Below are 23,509 nucleotides of genomic sequence, written 5' to 3'. Positions count from 1 at the left end.
ATGAAGATTATTATTGCCGGTGCCGGCAACGTAGGCACCCATTTGGCCAAACTGTTATCGCGCGAAAAGCAAGATATTATCTTGATGGATGATGACGAAGAGAAACTAAGTGCTCTTAGCGCCAACTTTGACTTGCTGACTGTTGCCGCTTCTCCTTCTTCCATCTCCGGATTGAAAGAAGTGGGCGTCAAAGAAGCCGACCTGTTCATCGCAGTCACCCCGGACGAAAGCCGCAACATGACTGCCTGTATGCTGGCCACCAACCTGGGAGCCAAAAAGACAGTGGCGCGTATCGACAACTATGAATATCTTCTACCCAAAAATAAAGAGTTTTTCCAAAAGCTGGGAGTAGATTCGCTGATTTACCCGGAAATGCTGGCTGCTAAAGAAATCGTGTCTTCCATGCGCATGAGCTGGGTACGCCAATGGTGGGAATTCTGTGGAGGTTCGCTGGTTCTGATTGGTACGAAGATGCGCGAAAAGGCTGAAATCCTGAATATACCGCTGCACCAGCTGGGCGGTCCCAACATTCCTTACCATGTAGTAGCCATCAAACGCGGAACGGAAACGATTATCCCTCGCGGAGACGATGTTATTAAATTGCATGATATTGTTTATTTCACCACTACCCGCAAATACATTCCTTATATACGTAAGATAGCCGGCAAAGAAGACTATGCCGACGTACGCAATGTAATGATTATGGGAGGTAGCCGTATCGCAGTCCGTACCGCACAATATGTACCGGACTATATGCAGGTGAAAATAGTGGATAATGACCTGAACCGTTGCAACCGTCTGACAGAGCTACTGGATGACAAAACAATGATTATCAACGGAGACGGTCGCGACATGGACCTGCTTATCGAAGAAGGGCTAAAGAATACCGAAGCATTTGTAGCCTTGACCGGCAACTCGGAAACGAATATCCTTGCCTGTCTCGCCGCCAAACGCATGGGAGTGGAAAAGACGGTGGCAGAAGTGGAGAACATCGACTATATCGGTATGGCAGAGAGTCTCGACATCGGCACGGTTATCAATAAAAAAATGATTGCTGCCAGCCATATCTACCAAATGATGCTGGACGCCGACGTGTCTAATGTGAAATGCCTGACTTTTGCCAATGCGGACGTTGCAGAATTCACCGTACCGGAAGGGGCCAAAATAACCAAACACCTGATTAAAGACCTGGGACTTCCCAAAGGCACCACCATCGGAGGAATGATCCGTAACGGAGAAGGTATCCTGGTGACAGGTGATACGCAAATCCGCCCCGGCGACCATGTAGTCGTATTCTGCCTAAGCATGATGATTAAAAAGATTGAGAAGTTCTTTCACTAAGTATCAACAAATACTTGTATATGATTAACTCGAAGATGATATTCCGGATTCTGGGTTTTCTGCTTCTGATAGAAACAGTTATGCTATTATGTTGTGGGGGTGTTTCTCTTTTTTATAAGGAGAATGACTTGCAGAGTTTTCTGGTTTCATCGGCTATTACCACTAGCATCGGTATTCTGTTGCTCGCCATCGGGAAAGACGCAGTGAAATCCCTGAATCGCCGTGATGGATATGTCATAGTCAGTGTAGCATGGGTCACCTTTTCCCTTTTCGGAATGTTACCTTATTATATAGGAGGGTATATCCCAAGTGTTACGGATGCATTTTTTGAAACGATGTCCGGGTTCAGCAGTACGGGTGCCACCATCTTGAATAATATAGAGTCAATGCCTCATGGAATACTTTTTTGGCGGGCTATGACGCAATGGATAGGCGGTTTGGGTATTGTATTTTTCACCATTGCCGTTCTGCCGATTTTCGGTGTGGGTGGGATTCAGGTGTTTGCAGCAGAAGCCAGCGGTCCTACTCATGACAAAGTGCATCCCCGTATTGGTATCACTGCCAAATGGATTTGGGGTATTTATGCCGGAATGACAGGGACATTGATTGTCTTATTAGTATTTGGAGGTATGAGTGTGTTTGACAGTATATGCCATGCTTTCACGACAACCAGCACTGGCGGATTTTCTACCAAACAAGCAAGTATCGAATATTATCACTCACCCTATATAGATTATGTAATCTCTATTTTCATGTTTCTTTCGGGCATCAACTTCACGCTATTACTGTTGATGTTCAATGGAAAAATAAAGAAGTTCATTCATGATGCAGAGCTAAAGTTCTATTTCTGGTGTGTCTCTTTCTTTACTATATTTATTGCAGTCTGGCTTCATCAGACTTCTTCTATGGAGATAGAAGAGGCGTTCCGTAAATCACTTTTCCAAGTGATTTCCTTGCAAACTTCTACGGGATTTGCCACAGCCGATTATATGCTTTGGCCTTCTATTCTTTGGGGATGCCTTGTAATAGTGATGATCATCGGAGCCTGTGCCGGCAGTACAACAGGAGGTATAAAATGTATTCGTATGGTTATCCTGTTTCAGGTTGTGAAAAACGAATTCAAACATATTCTTCACCCTAGTGCCGTGCTCCCGGTGCGAGTTAACAAACAGGTTATTTCTCCTTCCATCCAGTCTACAGTATTGGCCTTTACTTTTTTATATGCAGTCATCGCTATCATCAGCATACTTATCATGATGGGGCTGGGAGTCGGTTTTCTGGAATCAATCGGAACGGTTATCTCAAGTATGGGTAATATGGGACCGGGACTTGGCACATGCGGCCCGGCCTTCTCATGGAGTGAATTGCCTGATGCCGCCAAATGGCTGCTTTCTTTTTTAATGCTCTTGGGACGTTTGGAATTGTTTACAGTATTACTACTTTTCACTTCCGATTTCTGGAAAAAGAATTAAGAATTCAATAAAGGTAGTCCCTTTAATGCAAAAGCTACAATAAGGAGAACATTATCAGGCTATTACAAAGAGTACTTATCTATTCATATATTCTCAACGATACTCACTGTAATGAGAAAAAATACTCATCGCAATGAGAAAAAGTTCTCATTACAGTGAGAATTCTTTCTCATTACGGTGAGTATTCTATCGTATTTCTACGCTGTTATCACATCATATCTTTCTAAGTAAAATCTTTCTTACAACAGGCTTATTTATTTCATAAATCTTATTGATAAGAACATCCATTTCCTGTTGGCGAGCATCACGGACAGCTTCAAACATCATCTTTGAATACATATCACGACGTCCCTTCAACCAAACGTTTTTATCCAAGTTTTCATCCATCACCTCGATCGCTTTTCTGTCGTCAGCATACAGCAATCCCTTTTGCTGGAAAAAGCCGAATTCACACCACGCATATTCTCTGAATGTTCTTTCAATTTCCCAACGATATTCATTCAGGTGCATCACCGTCAATGCTTGTTGGTATTGGGGAGTTTTGGATTCAGCAGCAAGATTAATGCCCTTTGCCAGTTCATCTCCACTCCAGGTTCCAATTTCTTCATCGTCTATCAACAACTTATAATTGCCTTTCAGTCCTGTTACTTTCAACGTTTCACGGTTCATCTCTTCCATAAAAGGAACAACTTTCAGCACTTCCGCCTGGCTCTTTTTCTGTCCCCAGCCACGGGCAATAGTATCTAAAGGGTAAGGAAGAGCTTCTGCCAAATAGTCAAAACTCAAATCTTTTTCGTTCTTCTTTATATTTGAAACGGTACAATTTTCCGACTTAACGGCTTGTTTTTTATTAGCATTAATCTCCATATCCGCTACTTCCTTACCTACAAATCCCTGGGCTTTCAGGAAAAGATAGGCCATTACCATGTGTCCGTCGTTATCGGGATGAATACGGTCACTGCCACAAAGGGTAAAGGTAGGATCTTTCTGCTGATATTGCTGATTAATAGCTGTCATAGGAGCATTTAAATCGGTAAATTCCCAATTATTCTTAGCTGCCGATTCTTTCTGATATTCAACAAGCCGTTTGATAGTTTCATTTTTTGTCTTGAACGGTGTATTCTCTTTCAGTTGTACGGTTTCATCATACGGAGAAGTTCCGACCATCACGATACGGGTATCAGGAAGATCTTTAAAACGTTTCTCCATCTGCTGGTAATTCTTTATACTTTCCTGATATTTCTGCTCACCGAATTCTTTGGGCTTATCACCGTTGTATTCAAAATATCCGGAATCATTCATACCAAAAGTAACCATCAACACGGAAGGTTTCATCGCAAAAATATCACCATCCAGACGTTTGTTCATATCATAGGCTGTATCTCCACCAATACCACCGTTGAAAACACGGATAGGCATATCCGGAAAACGGGTCATATAATATAACCAGATGTATGAATGGTAATGACCACCATCCGTTATACTATTTCCTAAAAACACTGCCCTTTCACCCTCTTTAAAAGGCTTCACTGTTTGGGCAAATGCAGCTGTACATGTCATACAGGCTGCCACAATCAATAAAATAAGTTTTTTCATGTCTTAATCTATCTTTTACAAATTGTTATCTTCTTCATGAATGTTTTCCTTATTTTTTGCGAGGATCATATACGGCCACTGCCACGCGTGAATCGGCACATCCATAATATAAGAACCATTTCTGATTGTGAAATACAAGTCCTTCTATAAATACCGTTCCGGCTGGATATTGTCCGCTCTTTTCGAAGTCAGATTCGGGAATATAGAAAGGTTTATCTAGGCGATCGATTAACTTAGTAGGATCTTTGACGTCAAATAGGGCTTGTCCGGCGCAATAAGAGTTGGCTGTATAAAGAGTATCTCCTTCTGTGCCCGACTTGTTTTTGCCGTTATAAAGTAGCAGGATTCCTTTGTCTGTAAGGACGGCAGGAGGACCACATTCGGTCAGGGCACTGTCGAACTTACCTGTGCGGGGAGTTATCACTTTCAGGAATTCTCCATTTTCATCCAACATTGGTTCCCAGTTGACCAAGTCTGTGGAAGTGGCTACATTCACAAACTTTTCTCCCCAGTACATCCAGTATTTGCCGTCAATCTTGGCAATCACTTGTTTGCCGTCGATTAATTGGGTTACGATAGAGGCAGATTTGGAAAATTCATCTATGAATCTTCCGTTGTATGCTTTTGCGAAAGCCGGTCCATGTTTTTCCCACGTTTGAAGATCGCGCGAAGTGGCCACTGCCAAACGTGCCTGTTTGCGGTTCCATTGTGTGTAATGCATTACGTAAAGCCCGTCTTCTGTTACAGCAACACGTGGGTCTTCGCAACCGCCGGGATTTTCCAGTTCTTTCTGACTATCGTCTGCCGGATAAAATACAGGTACAGACATTCGTTTGAAGTGTAGTCCGTCGTCAGAAGAGGCATATCCCAAACGGGAGGTACGTGATCCGATACCGGTTGCCGAGTTATCTTCAGCCCGGTAGAGGACTACTACTTTCCCATCATAAACAGTAGCAGCGGGATTAAACGTATCACTCGCTTCCCATGCTATTGAGTCCTGTCGCATTGGACAATAGAAAAAGGTAGTAGTGTCAGGAGAAATAATCGGATTAATTCCTTCCGGACGCAGGAAATCTGCCCATGTCCAATCCGGGAATTCTGCTGTTTGCTTCTTCCCGCCACAGGAAGTGATTAATGCGGCAGCCATCAGTAGATAAGCTATGTTTTGTAGTTTTCTTTTCATTTTTACGTTTGATATTATAAATAAGTGCTCTTACAAAATTATCTTATATCATAAATTTATATACCTCGTTGATTTGCTTTAAGGGAAAGAGGGAGGCGTCACTTTAGTTCCCCACTTCACGTCAGGCTTGGACGAGGTAGTGTATTCTATCGTAGCTCCATTATTCAGTTGATCCCAATCGAGCCATGTACTGTCATACGGTTTACCGTTCAGCTTCATGGACTTGATATAAATATTCTTTTCCGAACCGCCTTTTATCACCATATCCCCTTTCTTTAAATGAACTTTCACGGATGAGAATATCGGAGTGTTCACTGTAAAACCTCCCACTCCCGGTATTTCGGGATAAAGTCCAATACAAGCGAATACATACCAAGCCCCCATCGTTCCTAAATCATCATTACCTGGCAGACCATCAATTTTGCTTGAATACTGTTCATTCAATACACGGTTAATAATCTCCTGTGCTTTATAGGGAGTTCCTACCCAGTTGTATATCCAGGGTATGTGGAAGCTCGGTTCATTGCCGGAAGCGAACCAGGCATCATTGTAACCGGCATCCAGACGGGTAAAGAATTCATCCAGACGTTTCTCTGCCGCTGCTTTGCCTCCAATGATTTCTATCAGTCCGGCAATATCGTATGGAACCATCCAAAAATAATTCTTATACGTAGATTCACGGAAATCTTCAGTCAGTGGTTTCCACGAACCATCCGGATTACGTGATTGCAACCAACCGGTTTCCTGATTATACAGATTCTTCCATGAACGTGCGAAATGGAAATAGCGCCAGCTTGCAAACTCTGCTCCTACAGCATGTAAACCAAACTGTCCGATTGCAAAATCTGCAGAAGTATATTCCAGTTGTATAGAAGCATTATAATATCCTTTATCCAAATACTGTTTTAGCCCTGGACGCACTTCGATATTCTGCGACATTGTGCCCGGTTCTTCCGCTCCTTTTCTCATAATTTTCCAAATCGGTTTCGGATCGTAATTGCGGGCACCAAAAGCATAGGCATTGGATATCAGGATGGGAGTTGGATCTCCTTGCATCACGCCGGTCTCTATATTAGCCATCACCCAACGCGGGAAAGCACCACCAGCCTCTTCGGCAAACAATTGGTGAGAAATAACAATATCAGAGGCTACTTCAGGATCAAGGATTGACAATAGTTGAATCTGTGTACGATAAGTATCCCAGTTGCTAAAAGAAGTATAGTGCTTGGAACGGGATTTATGTACCCTGAAGTCCGCCCCCATGTATTCTCCATTCACATCACTGCATACGTTCGGGTGAATGAATGAACGATACAGATGGGTATAAAATTGAGTGGTACGATCCGGATTAGTTCCTTCTACTTCGATCTTACCCAAATAATGATTCCATTTGGATTCAGCCTGATTCTGAATCTGCAGGAAATCCCATCCGGTATTCTCCGCTTTCAGATTTTCGCGTGCATTTTCTACTGATACATAAGAAACCCCAATCTTATATTGGACATTTTTCTTCTTATCTACATCAAAAGTAAAATAGACTCCGGAGTATTCTCCTTCAGCAAAAGTAGTATTCGGTTTCAGTTCATTTCTTTTCCATGTTCCCGACTCCAGTGCATCCGTATCAAACTCTGCCACAAAATAGACTTTATACGGTGTACGGAGTCCACAGAAATTACCGCCTTCTGCATATCCTTCACACTTATTCGGTGCAGTAATAACGATGGCGGCCTGCTCTATCGGAGTTGCGGAAATGCCTCCACCGATAATTACCGTACCATATTGCTGATCTGCCGGATATTCATAACTCGCCATACCGGTCCTTTCAGTTACTGTCAGTTTTGCATGAATATCTTCCTGCACCTTTGCTTCATAATAACCGGCGTGTCCTTTTTCTTCAGAAATATTGATGCGGTAGTTGAGAATATTGTCCGGAGACATCTTCAGTTTACCTTTTACCGGAAAAGTGGGAAAGTTGCCCATGTGTTCGCAACCGCCACCACTCAACTGATTGATGACGAATCCGGAACGTTTGGAAAAATAAGAGGGGGTGAACTGCACCATTCCGTATGGATAGGTGGCTCCGGGATAAAGATATCCCGAAGTCAAACCCACGCCCTTCGTTCCTATCAGGGTATTTACCTGACGGGCATAATTACTCACGACGTTCTGCGCCGAGAGACTCCCCCACCCTCCAATCAAAACCAATAAAAAACCTGTTAAAATTTTATTTTTCATACTGTATTCTTCTTATATCTTTTTAGTTTCTTATTCTTTCGATAAAGAGAAGGGAGCGGCATACTTCGACGTACATCGTTCTTTATTCGGTTGACTTCCCATTTCAAAACGGATAATTCCTCCGTCTGCTATATCGTCGTATCTGATAAAATTCTTATCCAACACACGTCCATTTAAGGTAGCAGACTGGATATAGAGATTCTCTTTACTATTGTTGTTCGCTTCAATCACGAATTTATTACCGTTTTCCATCGTTATAGTAGCTTTCTTAAATAACGGACTGCCAATTACATACTCATCCGTACCCGGACAAACGGCATAAATGCCCAGTGAGCTCAAGACATACCAAGATGACATACCACCCTGGTCTTCATCTCCCGGATATCCTCTTTCTGTGGAATTATACAATCTCTCAACAATCTGACGGACCCAATATTGGGTTTTCCATGGCTGTCCGGCATAGCTATATAAATAAGGCATGTGCTGAATGGGCTGGTTGCCATGTGCATACTGTCCCATACCTGCAATCTCCATTTCTTTCATTTCATGGATCACTCCCCTGTAAGTGCCCGGTTTGATAGTGGGGGGAAGGGCAAATACGGAATCTATTTTGGTCGTGAACTTTTGATCGCTCCCGAACAAATTTATAAGTCCCTCCACATCATGGAATACCGACCAAGTATAATGCCACGCATTGCCCTCACAGAAAGGACCGCCCCACTCCAACGGGTCAAACGGTTCCTGCCATTTACCATCAGCGCCTTTTCCCCTCATAAAACCGATAGACGGGTCAAATACGTTTTTATAATTATACATCTGACGGGCAAAAACTTCCTGATAATGTTTGTTTCCGGTCATTTTAGCCAGTTGGTAGCCACAGAAATCATCGTATGCATATTCCATTGTCTGTGCACTCGATCCCATTGATTCCGGATAAGGAACATATCCCAGTTCAAAATATTCTTTCCAGAAACCACGCCCGTTGGCACCTCCCCAAGGACCTTTATTCATGGCTTCGTGCGCGTATGCTTTTAAGGCTTTCTCCGGATCAAAAGTCCGAATCCCTTTTGCCCACGCATCTGCTAGCAACGAAATGGAATGATTGCCCAGCATCCCTCCAGTTTCTCCCGGTGCTGACCAAGACGGTAACCACCCGCATTGTTCTTGCGCGGCAAGCAAAGCATTCATATAACGTCCCTGCATCGTAGGATGAAGGATATTAGTCAATGGAAATTGAGAACGGAAAGTATCCCAGAAGCCATTATCCGTATACATATATCCATCGTACACTTTACCGTCATAAGGACTATAGTAATAAGGCTCTCCATTTGCTTTACGCTCATAGAATTTGCGTGAGAAGAGATTGGCACGGAACAGGCAGGAATAGAAAGTCTTCATCTGTTCGTCTGTTCCCCCTTCTACCTGAATTCTATTCAATAATTCATTCCACGTTTTATGTCCACGTATTTTAGTGGCTTCCAAATTCTTATCCTTACCCAACTCGTCGTTAAGCGTAACCACAGCTTGTTCTGCACTGATATAGGAAGAAGCAGCTTTCGCTTGTACTTTCGAGCCTTTTTTAAATTTGATATAAGCGCCGTAACCTTTGCCTTCTCCTTCCAATTTTCCGGAAAACACCTCATCTTTCTGATTTTCCCATACGCCATAATCTTCAAATGCTTTATCGAACTGCACGATGAAGTAGCTACGGAATGTCTTGGAGTTGTTTACAAAACGCTGGTTATTCACCCAACCGGATATTTGTCTTTTTACCGGATCAATTTTAATTTCGCTCATATCCGTATATCCGTCAATCACCAGATAAGCGTCTCCGGTAGAGGGATAGGAAAAACGCAAATGCACGCCGCGGGTAGTCGGAGCCATTTCGGTAGTAATGCCATTATTGAGCGTTACTTTGTAATAATGGGGCTTGGCTATTTCATTGTCATGACTGAACTTCGTGGCCCGTTTATTCTGATTCACAACCAATTCTCCTACCATCGGCATAAAGGAATATACAGCATAATCACTCATCCACGGGCTGCATTGATGAGATTGACAGAATCCCCTGATATTATCGACTGCATATTGATATTTCCAGCCTTCTCCGTTCTTTCCTGTTTGTGCAGACCATGTATGCATGGCATAAGGCATACCTGTGGTAGGGTATGTATTGCCATAACTCAAGCCGAAATGAGAGTCGGTACCTTGCAATGTATTGACATACTGCACGAGATCCTTCATTTGGGCATATATACCTGTTGAGAAGAAAGAAAAGATTACTAAATAAATAAATTTGTTCATGTTTTTTTATTTGCAATTATACAATTTCGATTAATAAACACATAAAGCTTTCACTTGTCATTGTATTCGTCCACCTTTAATGCGCTTCTATACTCATCCAGCCGTTTTTGCAAGCGTTGCTGTACTTTTTTATACTTTAAATCATCATAAAGATTATTCAGTTCATTCGGGTCCTTCTTCAAGTCATACAACTCATTGCAATCCAATGGATCTTTCTTTGTACCATAAAAATGGATCAGCTTGTAACGACTATCACGGACCCCGTCGTGACGACGGACTTTGTGTTGGGCAGGATAATCGTAATAATGATAATAAATATCCCGGCGCCATTTTGCAGGTATCTTTCCACTCAACAAAGGAAGCAATGAATTGCCAACCATATAATGAGGTTTCTCAATCCCGGCCGCATCCAAAATGGTGGGAGCATAATCTATATTTTGAACTAAAGCATTACATTTACTATTTTCTTTTTTCTGAGGATAATATATGATCAGCGGTGTCCGGAAAGACTCCTCATACATAAAACGCTTATCGAACCACCCGTGCTCTCCCATATAAAAGCCCTGATCGGAAGTATAAACAATCACCGTATTTTCCATCAAATCATGTGCTTCCAAATACTCCAGCAAACGTCCGACTTCATCGTCAATAGATTTAATACACCGAAGATAATCTTTGAGATATTCCTGATATTTCCATTTTTTCATATCCGCCCCGGCAGCTTTCTTTTTCATAAAATCCGCATAACGTTTCTCATAAGCCGCTTCCCATTGAGCGCGTTCTTCAACATTCATTCGATTGATAGACGCCTGCATCCCCTTAACATTCCATTCTTTATTGTAAGGTGAAGTATCTTTCAACTGATTTAGTTTGAGATCGTAGACAATTGTCATGTCTTTATCAATCTGCATTTCCTGTTCATTGGCAGGCCTACAACGTGTATTATAATCATCATCAAAAGTATCCGGATATGGAAATTCGGCATTTTCATAAAGATGGAGATATTTGGGTTCCGGCATCCAATTTCGATGAGGCGCTTTGTGGTGGACGAGCAGACAAAACGGCATGGATGTATTACGATGTTCCAAAAAGTCAATGGCATAGTCGGTTGTCAATGTCGTTGCATAGCCCTCACGCCTAACATACTTTCCATTCGTATCTTTGCTTTTAAACTCTGGATGATAATATGCGCCTTGATCCCACAAGACTTGATAATAATCAAATCCTTTGGGTTCACAACGCATATGCCACTTACCAACAACCGCTGTCTGATAACCATTTTGCTGTAAAATCTCCGAGAAAAAAGTCTTGGTTGTATCCACATTACCAAAAAGAGTCCGTTGACCATTCTGGTGACTATACAATCCGGTCATCAAACACGCACGCGAAGGAGTGGAAAGAGAATTTTCCACAAATGCTCGTTGAAAAAGCATTCCCTTGGCTGCCAAACGATCCAGATTTGGTGTGGGAGCCAGTTTGCCCAAAGGTCCGCCATAAGCACTGATTGTTTGATAAGAATGATCATCCGTCATAATATAAACTATATTCATTTTCGACTCCCTGTCATTCTTTCCATACCCCCACAAGCTATTACATAATAAAAGCGGAACAAAAAAAGCGGTTGGTTTCATAATTCTTGCATTCATTAATATTAATTTTTGAGAATGTTCTAAAATAGTGTTTTTGAGCCCTTATCATTTACCACTATAAGTGATTCCCTGCCAATCATCGGTACGGAAAGGCGATGCAGGAAGATTAGCGCCGTTATATAAATTACAGATCGGATTATCCGCCCACGCATAACGCACTGCTATCGGGAAAGAGACTTCCGGAGAAGAAACTACAACCGAATTCCCGTCAATCACAGCATCAGCCCAATGAAACTTACGATCGACTCCGGAAATAGTAAATCCTTTCAGAACTTCATTATTCTTTGTTTTCAGCCCTCCGTTTGTATGCTTAAAGTAAATACGTATCTTATTGCCTTCAATCCGGTAAGTATCATACATAGGACCGGAGTATGGTATTTTTTCTCCATAGGTTTGTGCCCGTGCAACTAATGCCAGACGTCTTCCCACTTCCTGTTTGTTCTTCGGATGAATATCAAAAGCATCGCCTATATCAATTGTTACAGCCATGCCTGTGTTTGCAAGATGTAAAGTTCTTGTTTGTGCTTCTCGCAGTTCTGCCCAAGTTGCATCCACCGGAGCTGTTTGTTGAGCTGTAAAATTAGCTAGCTGCACCATATAAAAAGGAAAATCATATCCCCAGCGATCCCGCCAGTCTTTTATCATTAATGGCATCAATTCACGATATTGATATGCCCGTCCCGTATTAGCTTCTCCTTGATACCAAATCGCTCCCTTAATGGCATAAGGAATAAGGGGATGCAACATTGCATTGAACAGAAAACCGGGAACATTCGGTTCATTAGCAGTATTAACCGGCATGTGTGGTATATCCTTCATAGTCAAAGAAACCTGATACTTCCAATTACCGGCCAACTGCATATCATCTGTTTGAGAACGCTGAAGAGAAATGCTCCCCGGACTACCGTTAATACCACCCGTGCCACCTGTATCCATTACCCGCACAGCAATCACAGCCTTTCCTTTCTTAACCAATTCTTTCGGAATTTTATAACTTCTAGGAGTCATCCATCCTTCTGTATGCCCCACTTGCACACCATTAAAGTAAGTAAAATCATTGTCATCAATTACTCCCACATTCAGCGTCAGCTCTTTATTAGCCCAGTTAGCCGGAATATCTATCGTTTTTCTAAACCAAACAATACCATTAAAGCCTGCCAATCCCTGTTCTTGCATCAAACCGGGCACTTTCATTGTTTTCCAAGAGCTATCCTCCAAATCGGTAGCTGCCCATACAGCTTTACCATTTATAAATCCTTTATCGATCTTCTCAATATTCTTTTTCCAGTCTTCTATATCCGAATGAAATTTCTTTTCACGTTCTTCCTTGGTTACCGGAAGCCCATTCAACACCTCTAATTTCTTTTGCATATCCGGCATTGTTGCCAGCGCTTCTTTACTCGTCCAGGTCTCTATATACGTACCTCCCCAAGATGTGTCAATCAGTCCGATTGGCACATTCTGATACTTATGCAAATCACGTCCGAAAAAATAACCGGCCGCCGAAAAGTCTGCCACACTTTTTGACGAACAAACCTGCCAGCCATTTTCCGTAGCCTTAAGTCTATCACCAGGAACAGGGCTTATCGCCTTTTCTACCAATAGAAAACGGATATTGGGATAATTTTCCGCTTTCATCTTTTCTTGTTGATAGTTCAGAACCTTTCCCCATCCTTCTACCTGCATTTCCATATTGGATTGACCGGAACAGATCCAAACTTCACCGATCATCACATTTGAAAGCTTCACCTTCTTTCCGTCAGAAATTGTAATTTCATAGGGTCCCCCAGCAGCGGGAGTAGTTACTTTGATATTCCATTTTCCTTGTGCATCAGCCTGAATTGTGTATGTCTTCTGATCCCATGAGGTAATAATTTCTATTTTCTTATTAGGCTTACTCATTCCCCAAACAGGAGCTTCTGTTTTCTGTTGCAATACCATATTATCCGAAAACAAAGGTGACAATTTTACCTGTGCACAAACATTAGTAACAAACAATAGATACCACAAAACACATACTAAAACTTTTTTCATTTCTATTCTTCATTAGTTATATAATATATGACGAACAAAACTCTGTTTACCGTTAATCGATCCACTTTATCCTAAGAATTAAATAATCAAAAAAAGAACCATTTCTTTTTTTGTAGAAAAATGGTTCTTTCATTTTCTTATCCGAACAAGCAAGAATTATTCATCGTAAACCTTCTCCCAATTATAAACACGATAGAAGTAAGGACGATAAAAATCCGCACTACCAACTGCATTAAAGTTATCTCCAAAATCTTTTGCGTCAGTATTTGTAGAGAAAACCAACTCGCCATTGCGTGATAAATGAGGATGTAAGTTTACCATATATAAATTCTTATAAGTGCGTTCACCAAGTTTATCTAACAAATCCGGGAGTCCGAACAGTCTTTTGCAATCAACAAAAGGTCCATACGGTTTATCACTTCGGAAAATATACATTTCACGTCCAAACCATTTAGCTTGTGCAAACATATAATAGGTATCTCCTTTCTTAATTACCCACGGCATACTGCAATCTGTATCCTGAATTCTGGATCTTTTAACCTCTGACTCAGTAGGATAAGTAGTCTGCCAAGAAAAATTTCCTTGTTCATCACTTACATAATATTCCCATGGGCTAGTAAGATCATGTCTAGCCGTACGGGCCACCAACATATCATAATTATTATATGAACCATACAAATAAATATGACCGTCTTCATCTTCCCATAAAGTAGAGCCATATCCATATATATCAGCATCATTAAAATGGTGATCGGCATTAATCAGCTTCATATAACTATCATCACCGGGGGTTCCCTCCAAACTGTAAGTTGCCAGACAAATCCCCTCATGCCTCATCAAAGCTTGCTGGTTTGTATTATCTACTCCATTCCAAAGTACTTGTAACTGATTATTACATACAGTAGCATCACCTGCCCAATATAGCCAATCCTGATCAATCTCTCCTTTCTGCACCTCCTCTTCACTCAAACTGGCTTTCGGATGACGTATATGAGTGCGTGCCTGATAATAGCGAGAGGCAGCAGGATCAGTCGTTTGAACAAAATCAGCTAACCACACCAGATTTTCCTCCTCATCACCAGGAGTTTGCACCATAATAGTGTTACGTGGAAAATTCACTTTATTTCCATCACGCGACCTGTTTTCTCCATCTACAACTCCATACCAACTATCATTAAACGACCAAAATGCATTCCCATCAGGCAACAGGGTCGTCAACACACCGTCACCTCCATTCCAACCTAAAGTCCGAGTAAATAATTTATCATACTTTTTATCCTTAAAAGCCATCACATAACCGTTAGTCTCCATCAGTTCTAATTCCCATGTCGGCTTAATAGTATTCAAAACCGCTTCTTGCGCTTCTTCCTGAGGAGTACTTTTATATTCTAAGGGAACTGCTTCAAATTTATCACAAGCTCCTAATATACCACACAACAAAAGGAGTGATAAAATCTTTCTATTTTTATATCTATCCATATTTATGTCCGTTTAATCATTAAATTAGAATGTTAATTGTACACCAAGATTCACTACCCGCTGATTCATATAAGCATCACCCGCTGTATTGGTTTTTATTTCAGGATCTTGTTGATATTTATCATAACCTGTAAATGTCAGCAAGTTATAAGCATTCACATAAAAACGAATATTATCCACATACTTAGGCAACACCTTCTTAGGAAGTTGATATCCTAAATCAATAGTCTTCAAACGAATATACCAAGCATTAATCAACCAGAAATCAGACATGTAAGTACTTGCACTATTTATTGTAGAAGGGTTGGTCGTCAAACGAGGGAAAGTTATTTCTTCTCCATTTTGATAACGTTCCAATGTCCAACGTCCGGTATGAATAGGTTGGAACTGACTCTTGAACGATTCTATACCAGTACCATTGATTGCAAAACTATAGTCGAATGAACCTTGAAATAATACATTAAAACTGAATCCTTTCCAATATCCTCCGATTGACCAGCCCAAAGTAGTAGTAGGCAAATTGGGTTTACCAATGGCTCCCTTATCAAAATCATCAATAGAGCCATCACCATTCAAGTCGGCATACTTCAAGTCACCCGCCTGAACCGGAATATCCGTATAAGGCACTGCCGGAGCTTTAATTGTAGGATCGGTTTTGGCAGCATTTATCAATTCGATATCTTCCGGCGTATAATAACCTATCCATTGATATCCAAACGGTTGATTCAAAGGCTTTCCTGTTTCCGCTAACCAAGAATATTTTTGTTGAGCCTCAGCCTTAAAATCAACTTTATTCTTTGCATAAGAGAATACTAAACTTGTATTAAAATCGAACTCTCCAAAACGATCTTGATAACCAATTTGCCCGTCAAAACCTTGGTTAGTAGTCCTTGCCACGTTACTCGGAGCATATCCTATACCTATTATCAAAGGAACATCGGCACGTGTCACCAATTGATCATAACGTTTATCTAAGAAATAATCAAGAGTAAACGAAACTTTATTGAATAAATTCATATCCAAACCGATATCAAGCTTTTTAGCCTTTTCCCAAGTTACACTAGGAGTCCCCAAATCGCCTTCTTTTATCACCGGTGTATCACCTGGATAATCACCAAAAGGATAATTACCATTCTCTTTATACACTTGCTCGTACAAATAGCGATTGCCTGCCGCTACATCTGATCCTACCAAACCATAAGAAGCTCTTATTTTCAATAGTTGAACATTTTTTTCCAGCCAATCTACGTTTTTAAAGAAATTCTCTTCCGAAATAGCATAACCGATACCGATAGCCGGGAAAAAACCAAAGCGATTATTTTTACCGAAGCGATCTGTTCCATTATAAGCCATATTAAGATCAATCAAATATTTGCTCTTATATTTATATCCCATCGTCAAAGTATAACCTTCAAAGTTGTTAGGAACTGCTGCATCTTTTTCATTGGTCGTGCTTTGACGATTATATAAGAACATAGCGTTCACATCATGGTTTCCATTAAAAACACGTGCATAATTTAATGACGCTTGGATATTCAGGTCTTTCGTCGCCCGTTCCGTTCCACTAGTCACTGAATATGTTCCATAATCATATTTTTTATTGGGATTGATCTCATATTGATCAGATGACGAATTATAATGATAGGTAGGATAATCTCCACGATGCACCTGACGATAATTTTCATCTACACTCGAATAAGCCAAACGAAAATTAGCAGCAAGTCCCTGTGTCAGAAAATCCATTTTCCAAGTAGCCCCATACAGAATATTATTATCATTACGACGAGTACGCTTATAACCTTCATTTGCCAAACGAGCATTCAATGTAGGTTTATACCCTTCCGTATCACTCAAATAAGCATAAGAACCATTAGGATTTAGTACCGGAGCAGAATAAGGATGCATTTTGGAAAAATCGTAAATTTCACCCGTTGCATTCATATTGCAAGGTTCATTAATATTCATAAAACGTGAAGATACATCCAAACGCATATTTAAATTATCCGTCACATCAAAATCTATATTAGTACGATAGTTAAAACGGCGATAGAAATAGTTGGAATTTACATCATTTTCCTTTGTTCCAAAATCTTTCACCATACCATCTTGGGTAAAATAGCCGGCAGAAACAAAATATCTTAGTTTTTTAGATCCTCCGGAAATATCCACATTCACGTTCTCCTGAAAAGCACTTTTCTTAAAAATCTCATCATACCAGTTTACATCCGGATGACCATAAGGATCAGTATGATCTCTGAAAGCCATTATATCTTGTTTAGAAAACAACCTGGGCATACCATCATTTTCATAAGCTTCATTCACCAGGATAGCCGTATTATATGAGTTCAAAAAGTCGGGAGTACGGACCGGTGTCTGTATACCTCCTTCCAAACGCACATTGATTTGTGGTTTCCCTTCTTTTCCTCTTCTTGTTTTCACAACCAATACTCCATTGGCACCTTTAATACCATAAATAGCAGTTGTCGAAGCATCTTTCAAGATTGAAATACTTTCAATTTCGTTTACATTGATTTGCGACAATTGTTCGTATGTATACTGTACGTCATCTACAATAATCAAAGGTTTATTGCCATCGGCATTCAAAGAACTTACACCACGAATAAAAAAATCAGAAGCATCCTTACCTGGCTGCCCGGAGGACTGCTGACTAAAGAAACCGGGCAACTTTCCTGTCAAAGCATTTTGTAAACTACTCGTTGGCACATTGCGAATTTCACGTGCCTGTATACCGCTTACCGCACCCGTCAGTGTGATACGTTTTGCCTTACCATAGGCCACTACGACCACTTCGTCAAGGTCTGTCTGGTCGGGAGTTAACTCCACATTCCAAGATGTCTGGTTTCCAACTTTCAACTCATGCCTCTTAAAACCGACATACGTGAATACCAATATATCTCCTTTATCCACTTTCAACTGATAATTACCGTCAAAATCCGTAATTGTACCAATTGTAGCATTTTTTACCTTTACATTTACTCCGGGAAGCAATTCACCATCAGTAGAAGAGACTTTTCCTTTTACTGTCAACGATTGCGCTAAAGCAAACGTAAACAGGTTTATACTTAATAATATTAAAAATATTCTTTTCATAACATATTACCAATTCGGGTTTTGAATCATATTTCCATTCTTTATCACTTCAGAATACGGAATTGGATAGAAGTAACGCTTCGTATCAAATTCAGCAGAAAGCACATTCACTTCATTATAGATTGTTTTATTACCAACAACCTGAATATTCAAACCTTTTAAAGGTTCTTTGAAAATATCCTCCGCTATTCTCCAACGGCGAATATCCCAATAACGCTGTTCTTCAAACGCCATTTCAATTCTTCTTTCGTTACGGATAATTTCACGCATCTCAGCCGCATCATAATTCTGAGGAGCAGGCAATCCGTAATAATTTTCATTTCCAGGCTCGATGCCGGCTCTCTTACGTAACTGAATAAGACTATTTAGCACTTCTTTGTTGTCAATCGTACCGCCTGCCAAAGCCACTTCATTCAATGCTTCCGCATAATTTAGCAACACTTCACCATAGCGATACATTACCCACAAATGAATATTGTCCTCATAGTTACTTGACGTCTGATAATCTTTCATAAATTTCGCCATATAATAACATGTTCGGCTATATTGCGCTCCCGAAGGGTTATGTGTTCCACCTACTTGCGTATCAAGAGTTGTATTCAACCAGCGAGAACCATGATGTAATATCGTAAAATCCAACCGAGGATCACGATTCTTAAACGGATCATCTACCGAAGTTGAAACATATTTAGTACCATCTTTCATTAAAAATGATTCCACTAAATTCTGCGTCGGATTGGTATTTCCATTGCCTAAAGAGTTGCCTGAGAATCCTAAAGGCCCATTGGCTGTTTCTATACTTTTATTTTTACCTACCGGGCGGAAAAATATTAATTCAGGGTTATTTCCACCATAAAAATCCACAAAAATATTGCGATAATCCTGAGCTAAATTCAATGTGCCTTTTCCTTTCGGACCATATTGATCTATCAAATCTTTAGCAGCCTGAGCAGCTAAGTTCCAACGTCCACTATCATAAGAAGGATAGCCTATCAATTCATTTCCAGCCTCTAAAGGTTTCTCATTGAATAAAGGACTAGCTGCATACAACAATACTCTAGCTTTCATCGCCAAACAAGCCTCTTTGGTAGGAGCATGTGCAAATTCTGTGGCATCCGCCATCGGTAATGACCGAAGATCATCTTTTATTTCATCCAATTCACGCACAATATAATCAATGCATTGAGCAAATGTATTTCGCGGAAGTTGGACATCATCTCCCAATACATATACATTATCACCTATCAAAGGCACACCTCCATAACGTTTCACCAGCTCAAAATAAAAATGTGCTCTTAAAAAACGAGCTTCTGCCTTCATCGTATAGTTCAATGGTTTTGTTTCTCCCAGTGCATTGATATATGTCAAATTAAAAGGCACCACATCTATATTATTAATCAAAATATTCGCTTTGCGAATTCCTTGATAATATCCTCCCCATTCCATATCTGTCAGACGGGACACCGCCGAATACCGTCCCATGAATAATTTATAGATTTCAGGTTCGTTATTATTAATAGATATAGCGTCGTCCGAAGCCGCATCCAAAAAATCTCCATTTATACGATTATATCCACTAGGTAAATGTTCATAATAGATATTGTTCAGAAAATATCGAGCTTGTATCCCTGCCGAATCAGCTCTTGAGAACAAATAATCCAGTGTAAAATGTTCTACCGGTTCCTTTTCATATCCATCATTACAAGCCGATGCCATGAACAATAACCCCACTCCTAAAAATGTTAAATATTTATTTCGTATCATATAGTAATTCATTAAAATCTGATATTAATACCTGTACTAATACAACGTTGCAAAGGATAACTAGTAAAACCAACCTCCGGATCAACTAGCTCACATGCAGATTTTGTAAACAGATTCTGCCCATTAACAAATATTTTCAAGCGTAATCCTCCCAAGTAGTTATTACAGAATGAATCTGGTAAGCTATATCCTAAACTGATATTCTTCAAACGGATAAAGTTGCCTGAACGTAACCAAAATGAAGAATTCCAGCCATTACCTCGATTATATCCGTTTCCACCAGCAGTCAATCGTGGAAATGTTGCAGTCTGTGCAGTTTCCGGTGTCCAACGTCCTAACATGTTTTCATACGCTTGTCCGTAATAACGACCATTTGTTTGAAACCCTTCCAATAAAGTCCAATCCTGCAAATAAAGATCACGATTATAAGCACCTTGCCAAAACATAGAAAACTCCAGCCCCCGCCATTCAAATCCTAAATCAATACCGAAATAAGAATAAGGTTTATCACCTCCAATAACTGTACGGTCAAATTCATTAATTACTTTATCATCATTCAGATCTTTATACTTAATATCACCAGGCTGGATGTTTTCGAAGCCTTCAATCACCGGACTTCTTTCAATCTCCTCTCTAGTTGTAAAAAATCCATCAGCAACCAATCCGTAAATAGCTCCTGCAGGACGCCCTGTTTGACGTAGATACTCCTCCGGAACTTCTTGTTCATCCATATAAAGTAGTTTACTTTGTTCGCAACTCCAGTTGGCTGATACATAATAATTAAAATCATTTATACGATCTTGATAAGTAATAGACAAATCTCCGCCAAAGCGACGTACTTTTCCTATGTTCTCCATCGGATAAGATTGTCCAATCAATTCAATGCTTTTACCTCTATTCTGTAATAAATCAAAATATTTATCATTATAATAGTCCGCCGTAAATTTCAGACGATTATTAAACATAGCCAAATCTATTCCCAAATTCCATTTATATGCTTTTTCCCAAGTCAAAAAAGGATTAGCCAAAGGAGCATTTTCCGTCGTCACATTTCCCAAATATGACATTTGCGTCCCCAACGGATAACCAGCATTTCCGATATGTGAGAATGTTTGCTGATACATATAATATCCCGAGTTATCTATACCATTGCCCGTTTTACCAAATACTCCACGTATTTTCAATTGATTAAGCCAATCAGCACTCTCCATAAAGTTTTCGTTGCTGATATCCCACCCTAAACCAAACGCATAGAAAGTTCCCCACCGCTTGCCGGGAGCATAACGATTGTAATAACTTTCACTTAGAGCTGCTTGAACAAAATATTTCTTTGCATAGTCATAAGCTACATCTGCTATAATATTGGAAGGTAACTGAGGTAAGTCATAATTTATTAATGTATTACGAGTATCCCCCATTAAAGTAGCCTTCACTCCATGCAGTCCAAAATGACGATTGTAATCTACAGCAAACTGACCATACATTTGCTGATAGCTAGTTACCGAATAAAATTTATTGATCTGTGAATCACTTGTTCCGTACTGAGTATATGCTTCATTCCCCTCTTTATCCAAACTATAAGAATACACCGGAGCACGTTTACTACGCTCCGTATACGAACGGTTTTGAATAGAAATATTTCCAACCAAACGTGCCGATAACCCTTTTACTAACTTATTAAAATCATATTTTAAATTAATTCCCCCTGCCATATCACGAGCAGTATCCATAATATAACCGGAATTAATGGCTTGTGACATTAAGTTATTATCAAATGTCACATTCCCCCCCCATGTTCCATTCGGATTCTTAACCGGATAAGCATTGTTAGGAGTAGTATAAATTCCATTCAGCAAATTACTGTAGTTCACCCCCGGCTGATTTCCATCTTCCACGCGACCCAACAAAGTTACTTTAGCAGTAAAGTCATCGGTAATATTGATATTCACTTTTGAAGAAATCATATAACGAGAAAAAGACAAATTGGTGTCATGAGCATCACTTTCCGTCGGATTCGAAAATAATCCCTTTTCACCCATATAGCCTACACTAACAAAATATTGTGCAAACCTGTTACCCCCAGCCACATTTAAGTTGTAAGATTGAGTAGTAGACGTCTTATTTAAAATTTCATCAAACCAATTTACATTAGGATGTGTATACGGACTAGATTGCGTACGGAACTTATTGAAATCATCGTAGGTATAAAACGGTTCCTTTCCGTCATTTTGTAATGCCTCATTCAGCAAATAAGCATATTGATGCGCTGACAAAGGGTTAGGAGTTTTAAGAGTACTCTGCACTCCAAAACGTCCGGTAAAGGATAACTGAAAACCTTGCTTAATAGGTTCCTTAGTGGTGATTACCAATGCTCCTCTCGAACTACGCATACCCAAGAACATGGATGACAAAGCATCTTTTTGAATGGAAACTGACTCAATAGCATCCGGATCTATTGAATAAAGTTCCCGTTGTATTCCATCAATTACTACTACAGGAGCTATACCACGCGAACCAACATTAAACTCTGTATTGTCACTATAAAAGCCTTCCCCAAACACAGGAATATTTCCTATAATACCACTTGTTGAGTTAGCAGAAGTCTGATGAACACGTGCTCCTCTGTATTGAGTAATATTCAGCCCCGCTAAACGCCCTGCTAAAGCCGGAAGAATAGTAGTCCCCATCATAGATGACAGTTTGTCTGTATAAACAGTAGATGATGAGCCTAAAAAACTATCTTTATCTTTTTTCTCATAAGGGCCATTGAAAGTCTGTCTATCTTTAACAAATTGCTCATCCAATGTTACTTTAAAAACACGCTCAGTATTCTTCAATTTGTTCACTCTTACTTCCTTATGTAGGAATCCCGGATGTGACAAACGCAATATATCACCTTTCTTCAATTGGAATTTAAAAACACCATCAACACCCGTTATTACTCGAAAATCACTATTTTTCATCGTTACCGTTACATCCGATACCGGATTACCATATTGGTCAACTACCTTTCCGGTAATATCAGCATACTTACTCATTTCCTGTGCCGATACATTCGGAGTTAATATCCCCAAAAACATGCACATCGTAAGCAATGCGAAATAAAACCAGTCATTTCTTTTAATTACCCTCAAATCCGCAACTAAGCTCTTCAGCGTCCTTCTTGCGTCTAAACGTCCTCTCATCACTGAATTAGCAGATAAATTGAGGCTGAAATACCCACTTCTGCCCACAATATCCCCTTGCCCCACTATGCGACTTGAGGCAATACGCAGTATCATACCCATAAGTTGTAGGCGTTATCCAAAATCAGTCTGAAAAATATCTGCGTAAGCATTATT

At 40.2% G+C, this 23,509-nt stretch carries 12 protein-coding genes; 2 read left to right on the top strand and 10 right to left on the bottom strand.

All coding sequences use genetic code 11. The features are described from left to right. Window positions 1-1,341: a Trk system potassium transporter TrkA gene (trkA, locus tag HMPREF9009_RS08560; protein ID WP_004301492.1), complete on the top strand. Its 1,341-nt coding sequence runs from the start codon at window positions 1-3 to the stop codon at window positions 1,339-1,341. A gap of 20 nt (window positions 1,342-1,361) precedes the next feature. Continuing rightward, entirely contained in the window at window positions 1,362-2,813 is a 1,452-nt protein-coding gene (locus tag HMPREF9009_RS08555; RefSeq protein WP_157446470.1) for a TrkH family potassium uptake protein, read from the top strand. 213 nt (window positions 2,814-3,026) lie between these two features. On the opposite strand, the gene HMPREF9009_RS08550 is transcribed toward HMPREF9009_RS08555, so the two are convergent. From HMPREF9009_RS08550 to HMPREF9009_RS08505, 10 genes are all read right to left on the bottom strand, one after another. Next, window positions 3,027-4,409, bottom strand: a complete 1,383-nt coding sequence (locus HMPREF9009_RS08550; protein ID WP_049701906.1) for an SGNH/GDSL hydrolase family protein — start codon at window positions 4,407-4,409, stop codon at window positions 3,027-3,029. A 49-nt stretch (window positions 4,410-4,458) separates the two neighbouring features. Then, window positions 4,459-5,592, bottom strand: a complete 1,134-nt coding sequence (locus HMPREF9009_RS08545) for a glycoside hydrolase family 130 protein (RefSeq protein ID WP_049701905.1) — start codon at window positions 5,590-5,592, stop codon at window positions 4,459-4,461. 78 nt (window positions 5,593-5,670) lie between these two features. Then, window positions 5,671-7,827, bottom strand: a complete 2,157-nt coding sequence (locus HMPREF9009_RS08540; protein WP_049701904.1) for a GH92 family glycosyl hydrolase — start codon at window positions 7,825-7,827, stop codon at window positions 5,671-5,673. A 30-nt stretch (window positions 7,828-7,857) separates the two neighbouring features. Beyond that, window positions 7,858-10,131, bottom strand: coding sequence for a GH92 family glycosyl hydrolase (locus tag HMPREF9009_RS08535; RefSeq protein ID WP_049701903.1), 2,274 nt, complete (start codon window positions 10,129-10,131; stop codon window positions 7,858-7,860). A 50-nt stretch (window positions 10,132-10,181) separates the two neighbouring features. Next, window positions 10,182-11,777 (bottom strand): sulfatase family protein, encoded by a 1,596-nt coding sequence (locus HMPREF9009_RS08530; RefSeq protein WP_369798437.1) that lies wholly within the window; start codon window positions 11,775-11,777, stop codon window positions 10,182-10,184. A 48-nt stretch (window positions 11,778-11,825) separates the two neighbouring features. Then, a complete protein-coding gene (locus HMPREF9009_RS08525) occupies window positions 11,826-13,814 on the bottom strand; it encodes a sialate O-acetylesterase (protein ID WP_049701902.1) in 1,989 nt (662 codons plus the stop codon). Window positions 13,815-13,970: 156 nt separating this feature from the next. After that, window positions 13,971-15,293, bottom strand: coding sequence for a DUF5005 domain-containing protein (locus tag HMPREF9009_RS08520; protein ID WP_049701901.1), 1,323 nt, complete (start codon window positions 15,291-15,293; stop codon window positions 13,971-13,973). A 24-nt stretch (window positions 15,294-15,317) separates the two neighbouring features. Beyond that, complete coding sequence (locus HMPREF9009_RS08515) at window positions 15,318-18,404, bottom strand: SusC/RagA family TonB-linked outer membrane protein (RefSeq protein ID WP_049701900.1); 3,087 nt, start codon at window positions 18,402-18,404, stop codon at window positions 15,318-15,320. Between the two features lie 6 nt (window positions 18,405-18,410). Further along, on the bottom strand, window positions 18,411-20,168 hold the full coding sequence (locus HMPREF9009_RS08510) for a RagB/SusD family nutrient uptake outer membrane protein (RefSeq protein ID WP_049702313.1): 1,758 nt from the start codon (window positions 20,166-20,168) through the stop codon (window positions 18,411-18,413). 11 nt (window positions 20,169-20,179) lie between these two features. Continuing rightward, window positions 20,180-23,254, bottom strand: coding sequence for a SusC/RagA family TonB-linked outer membrane protein (locus tag HMPREF9009_RS08505; RefSeq protein ID WP_157446479.1), 3,075 nt, complete (start codon window positions 23,252-23,254; stop codon window positions 20,180-20,182). Window positions 23,255-23,509: the final 255 nt, after the last annotated feature.

The sequence above is a fragment of the Bacteroides sp. 3_1_13 genome, from assembly GCF_001185845.1.
GTDB lineage: Bacteria > Bacteroidota > Bacteroidia > Bacteroidales > Bacteroidaceae > Bacteroides > Bacteroides xylanisolvens.
This window is presented reverse-complemented; position numbering and strand designations above follow the sequence as displayed.

Excerpts from the sequence above, each read along its gene's own strand:
- HMPREF9009_RS08510 (WP_049702313.1), bottom strand. The coding sequence starts at position 20,168 with ATGATACGAAATAAATATTTAACATTTTTAGGAGTGGGGTTATTGTTC.
- HMPREF9009_RS08505 (WP_157446479.1), bottom strand. The coding sequence starts at position 23,254 with ATGTGCATGTTTTTGGGGATATTAACTCCGAATGTATCGGCACAGGAA.
- HMPREF9009_RS08515 (WP_049701900.1), bottom strand. The coding sequence starts at position 18,404 with ATGAAAAGAATATTTTTAATATTATTAAGTATAAACCTGTTTACGTTT.
- HMPREF9009_RS08525 (WP_049701902.1), bottom strand. The coding sequence starts at position 13,814 with ATGAAAAAAGTTTTAGTATGTGTTTTGTGGTATCTATTGTTTGTTACT.
- HMPREF9009_RS08535 (WP_049701903.1), bottom strand. The coding sequence starts at position 10,131 with ATGAACAAATTTATTTATTTAGTAATCTTTTCTTTCTTCTCAACAGGT.
- HMPREF9009_RS08555 (WP_157446470.1), top strand. The coding sequence starts at position 1,362 with ATGATTAACTCGAAGATGATATTCCGGATTCTGGGTTTTCTGCTTCTG.
- HMPREF9009_RS08550 (WP_049701906.1), bottom strand. The coding sequence starts at position 4,409 with ATGAAAAAACTTATTTTATTGATTGTGGCAGCCTGTATGACATGTACA.
- HMPREF9009_RS08540 (WP_049701904.1), bottom strand. The coding sequence starts at position 7,827 with ATGAAAAATAAAATTTTAACAGGTTTTTTATTGGTTTTGATTGGAGGG.
- HMPREF9009_RS08520 (WP_049701901.1), bottom strand. The coding sequence starts at position 15,293 with ATGGATAGATATAAAAATAGAAAGATTTTATCACTCCTTTTGTTGTGT.
- HMPREF9009_RS08545 (WP_049701905.1), bottom strand. The coding sequence starts at position 5,592 with ATGAAAAGAAAACTACAAAACATAGCTTATCTACTGATGGCTGCCGCA.
- HMPREF9009_RS08530 (WP_369798437.1), bottom strand. The coding sequence starts at position 11,777 with ATGAATGCAAGAATTATGAAACCAACCGCTTTTTTTGTTCCGCTTTTA.
- trkA (WP_004301492.1), top strand. The coding sequence starts at position 1 with ATGAAGATTATTATTGCCGGTGCCGGCAACGTAGGCACCCATTTGGCC.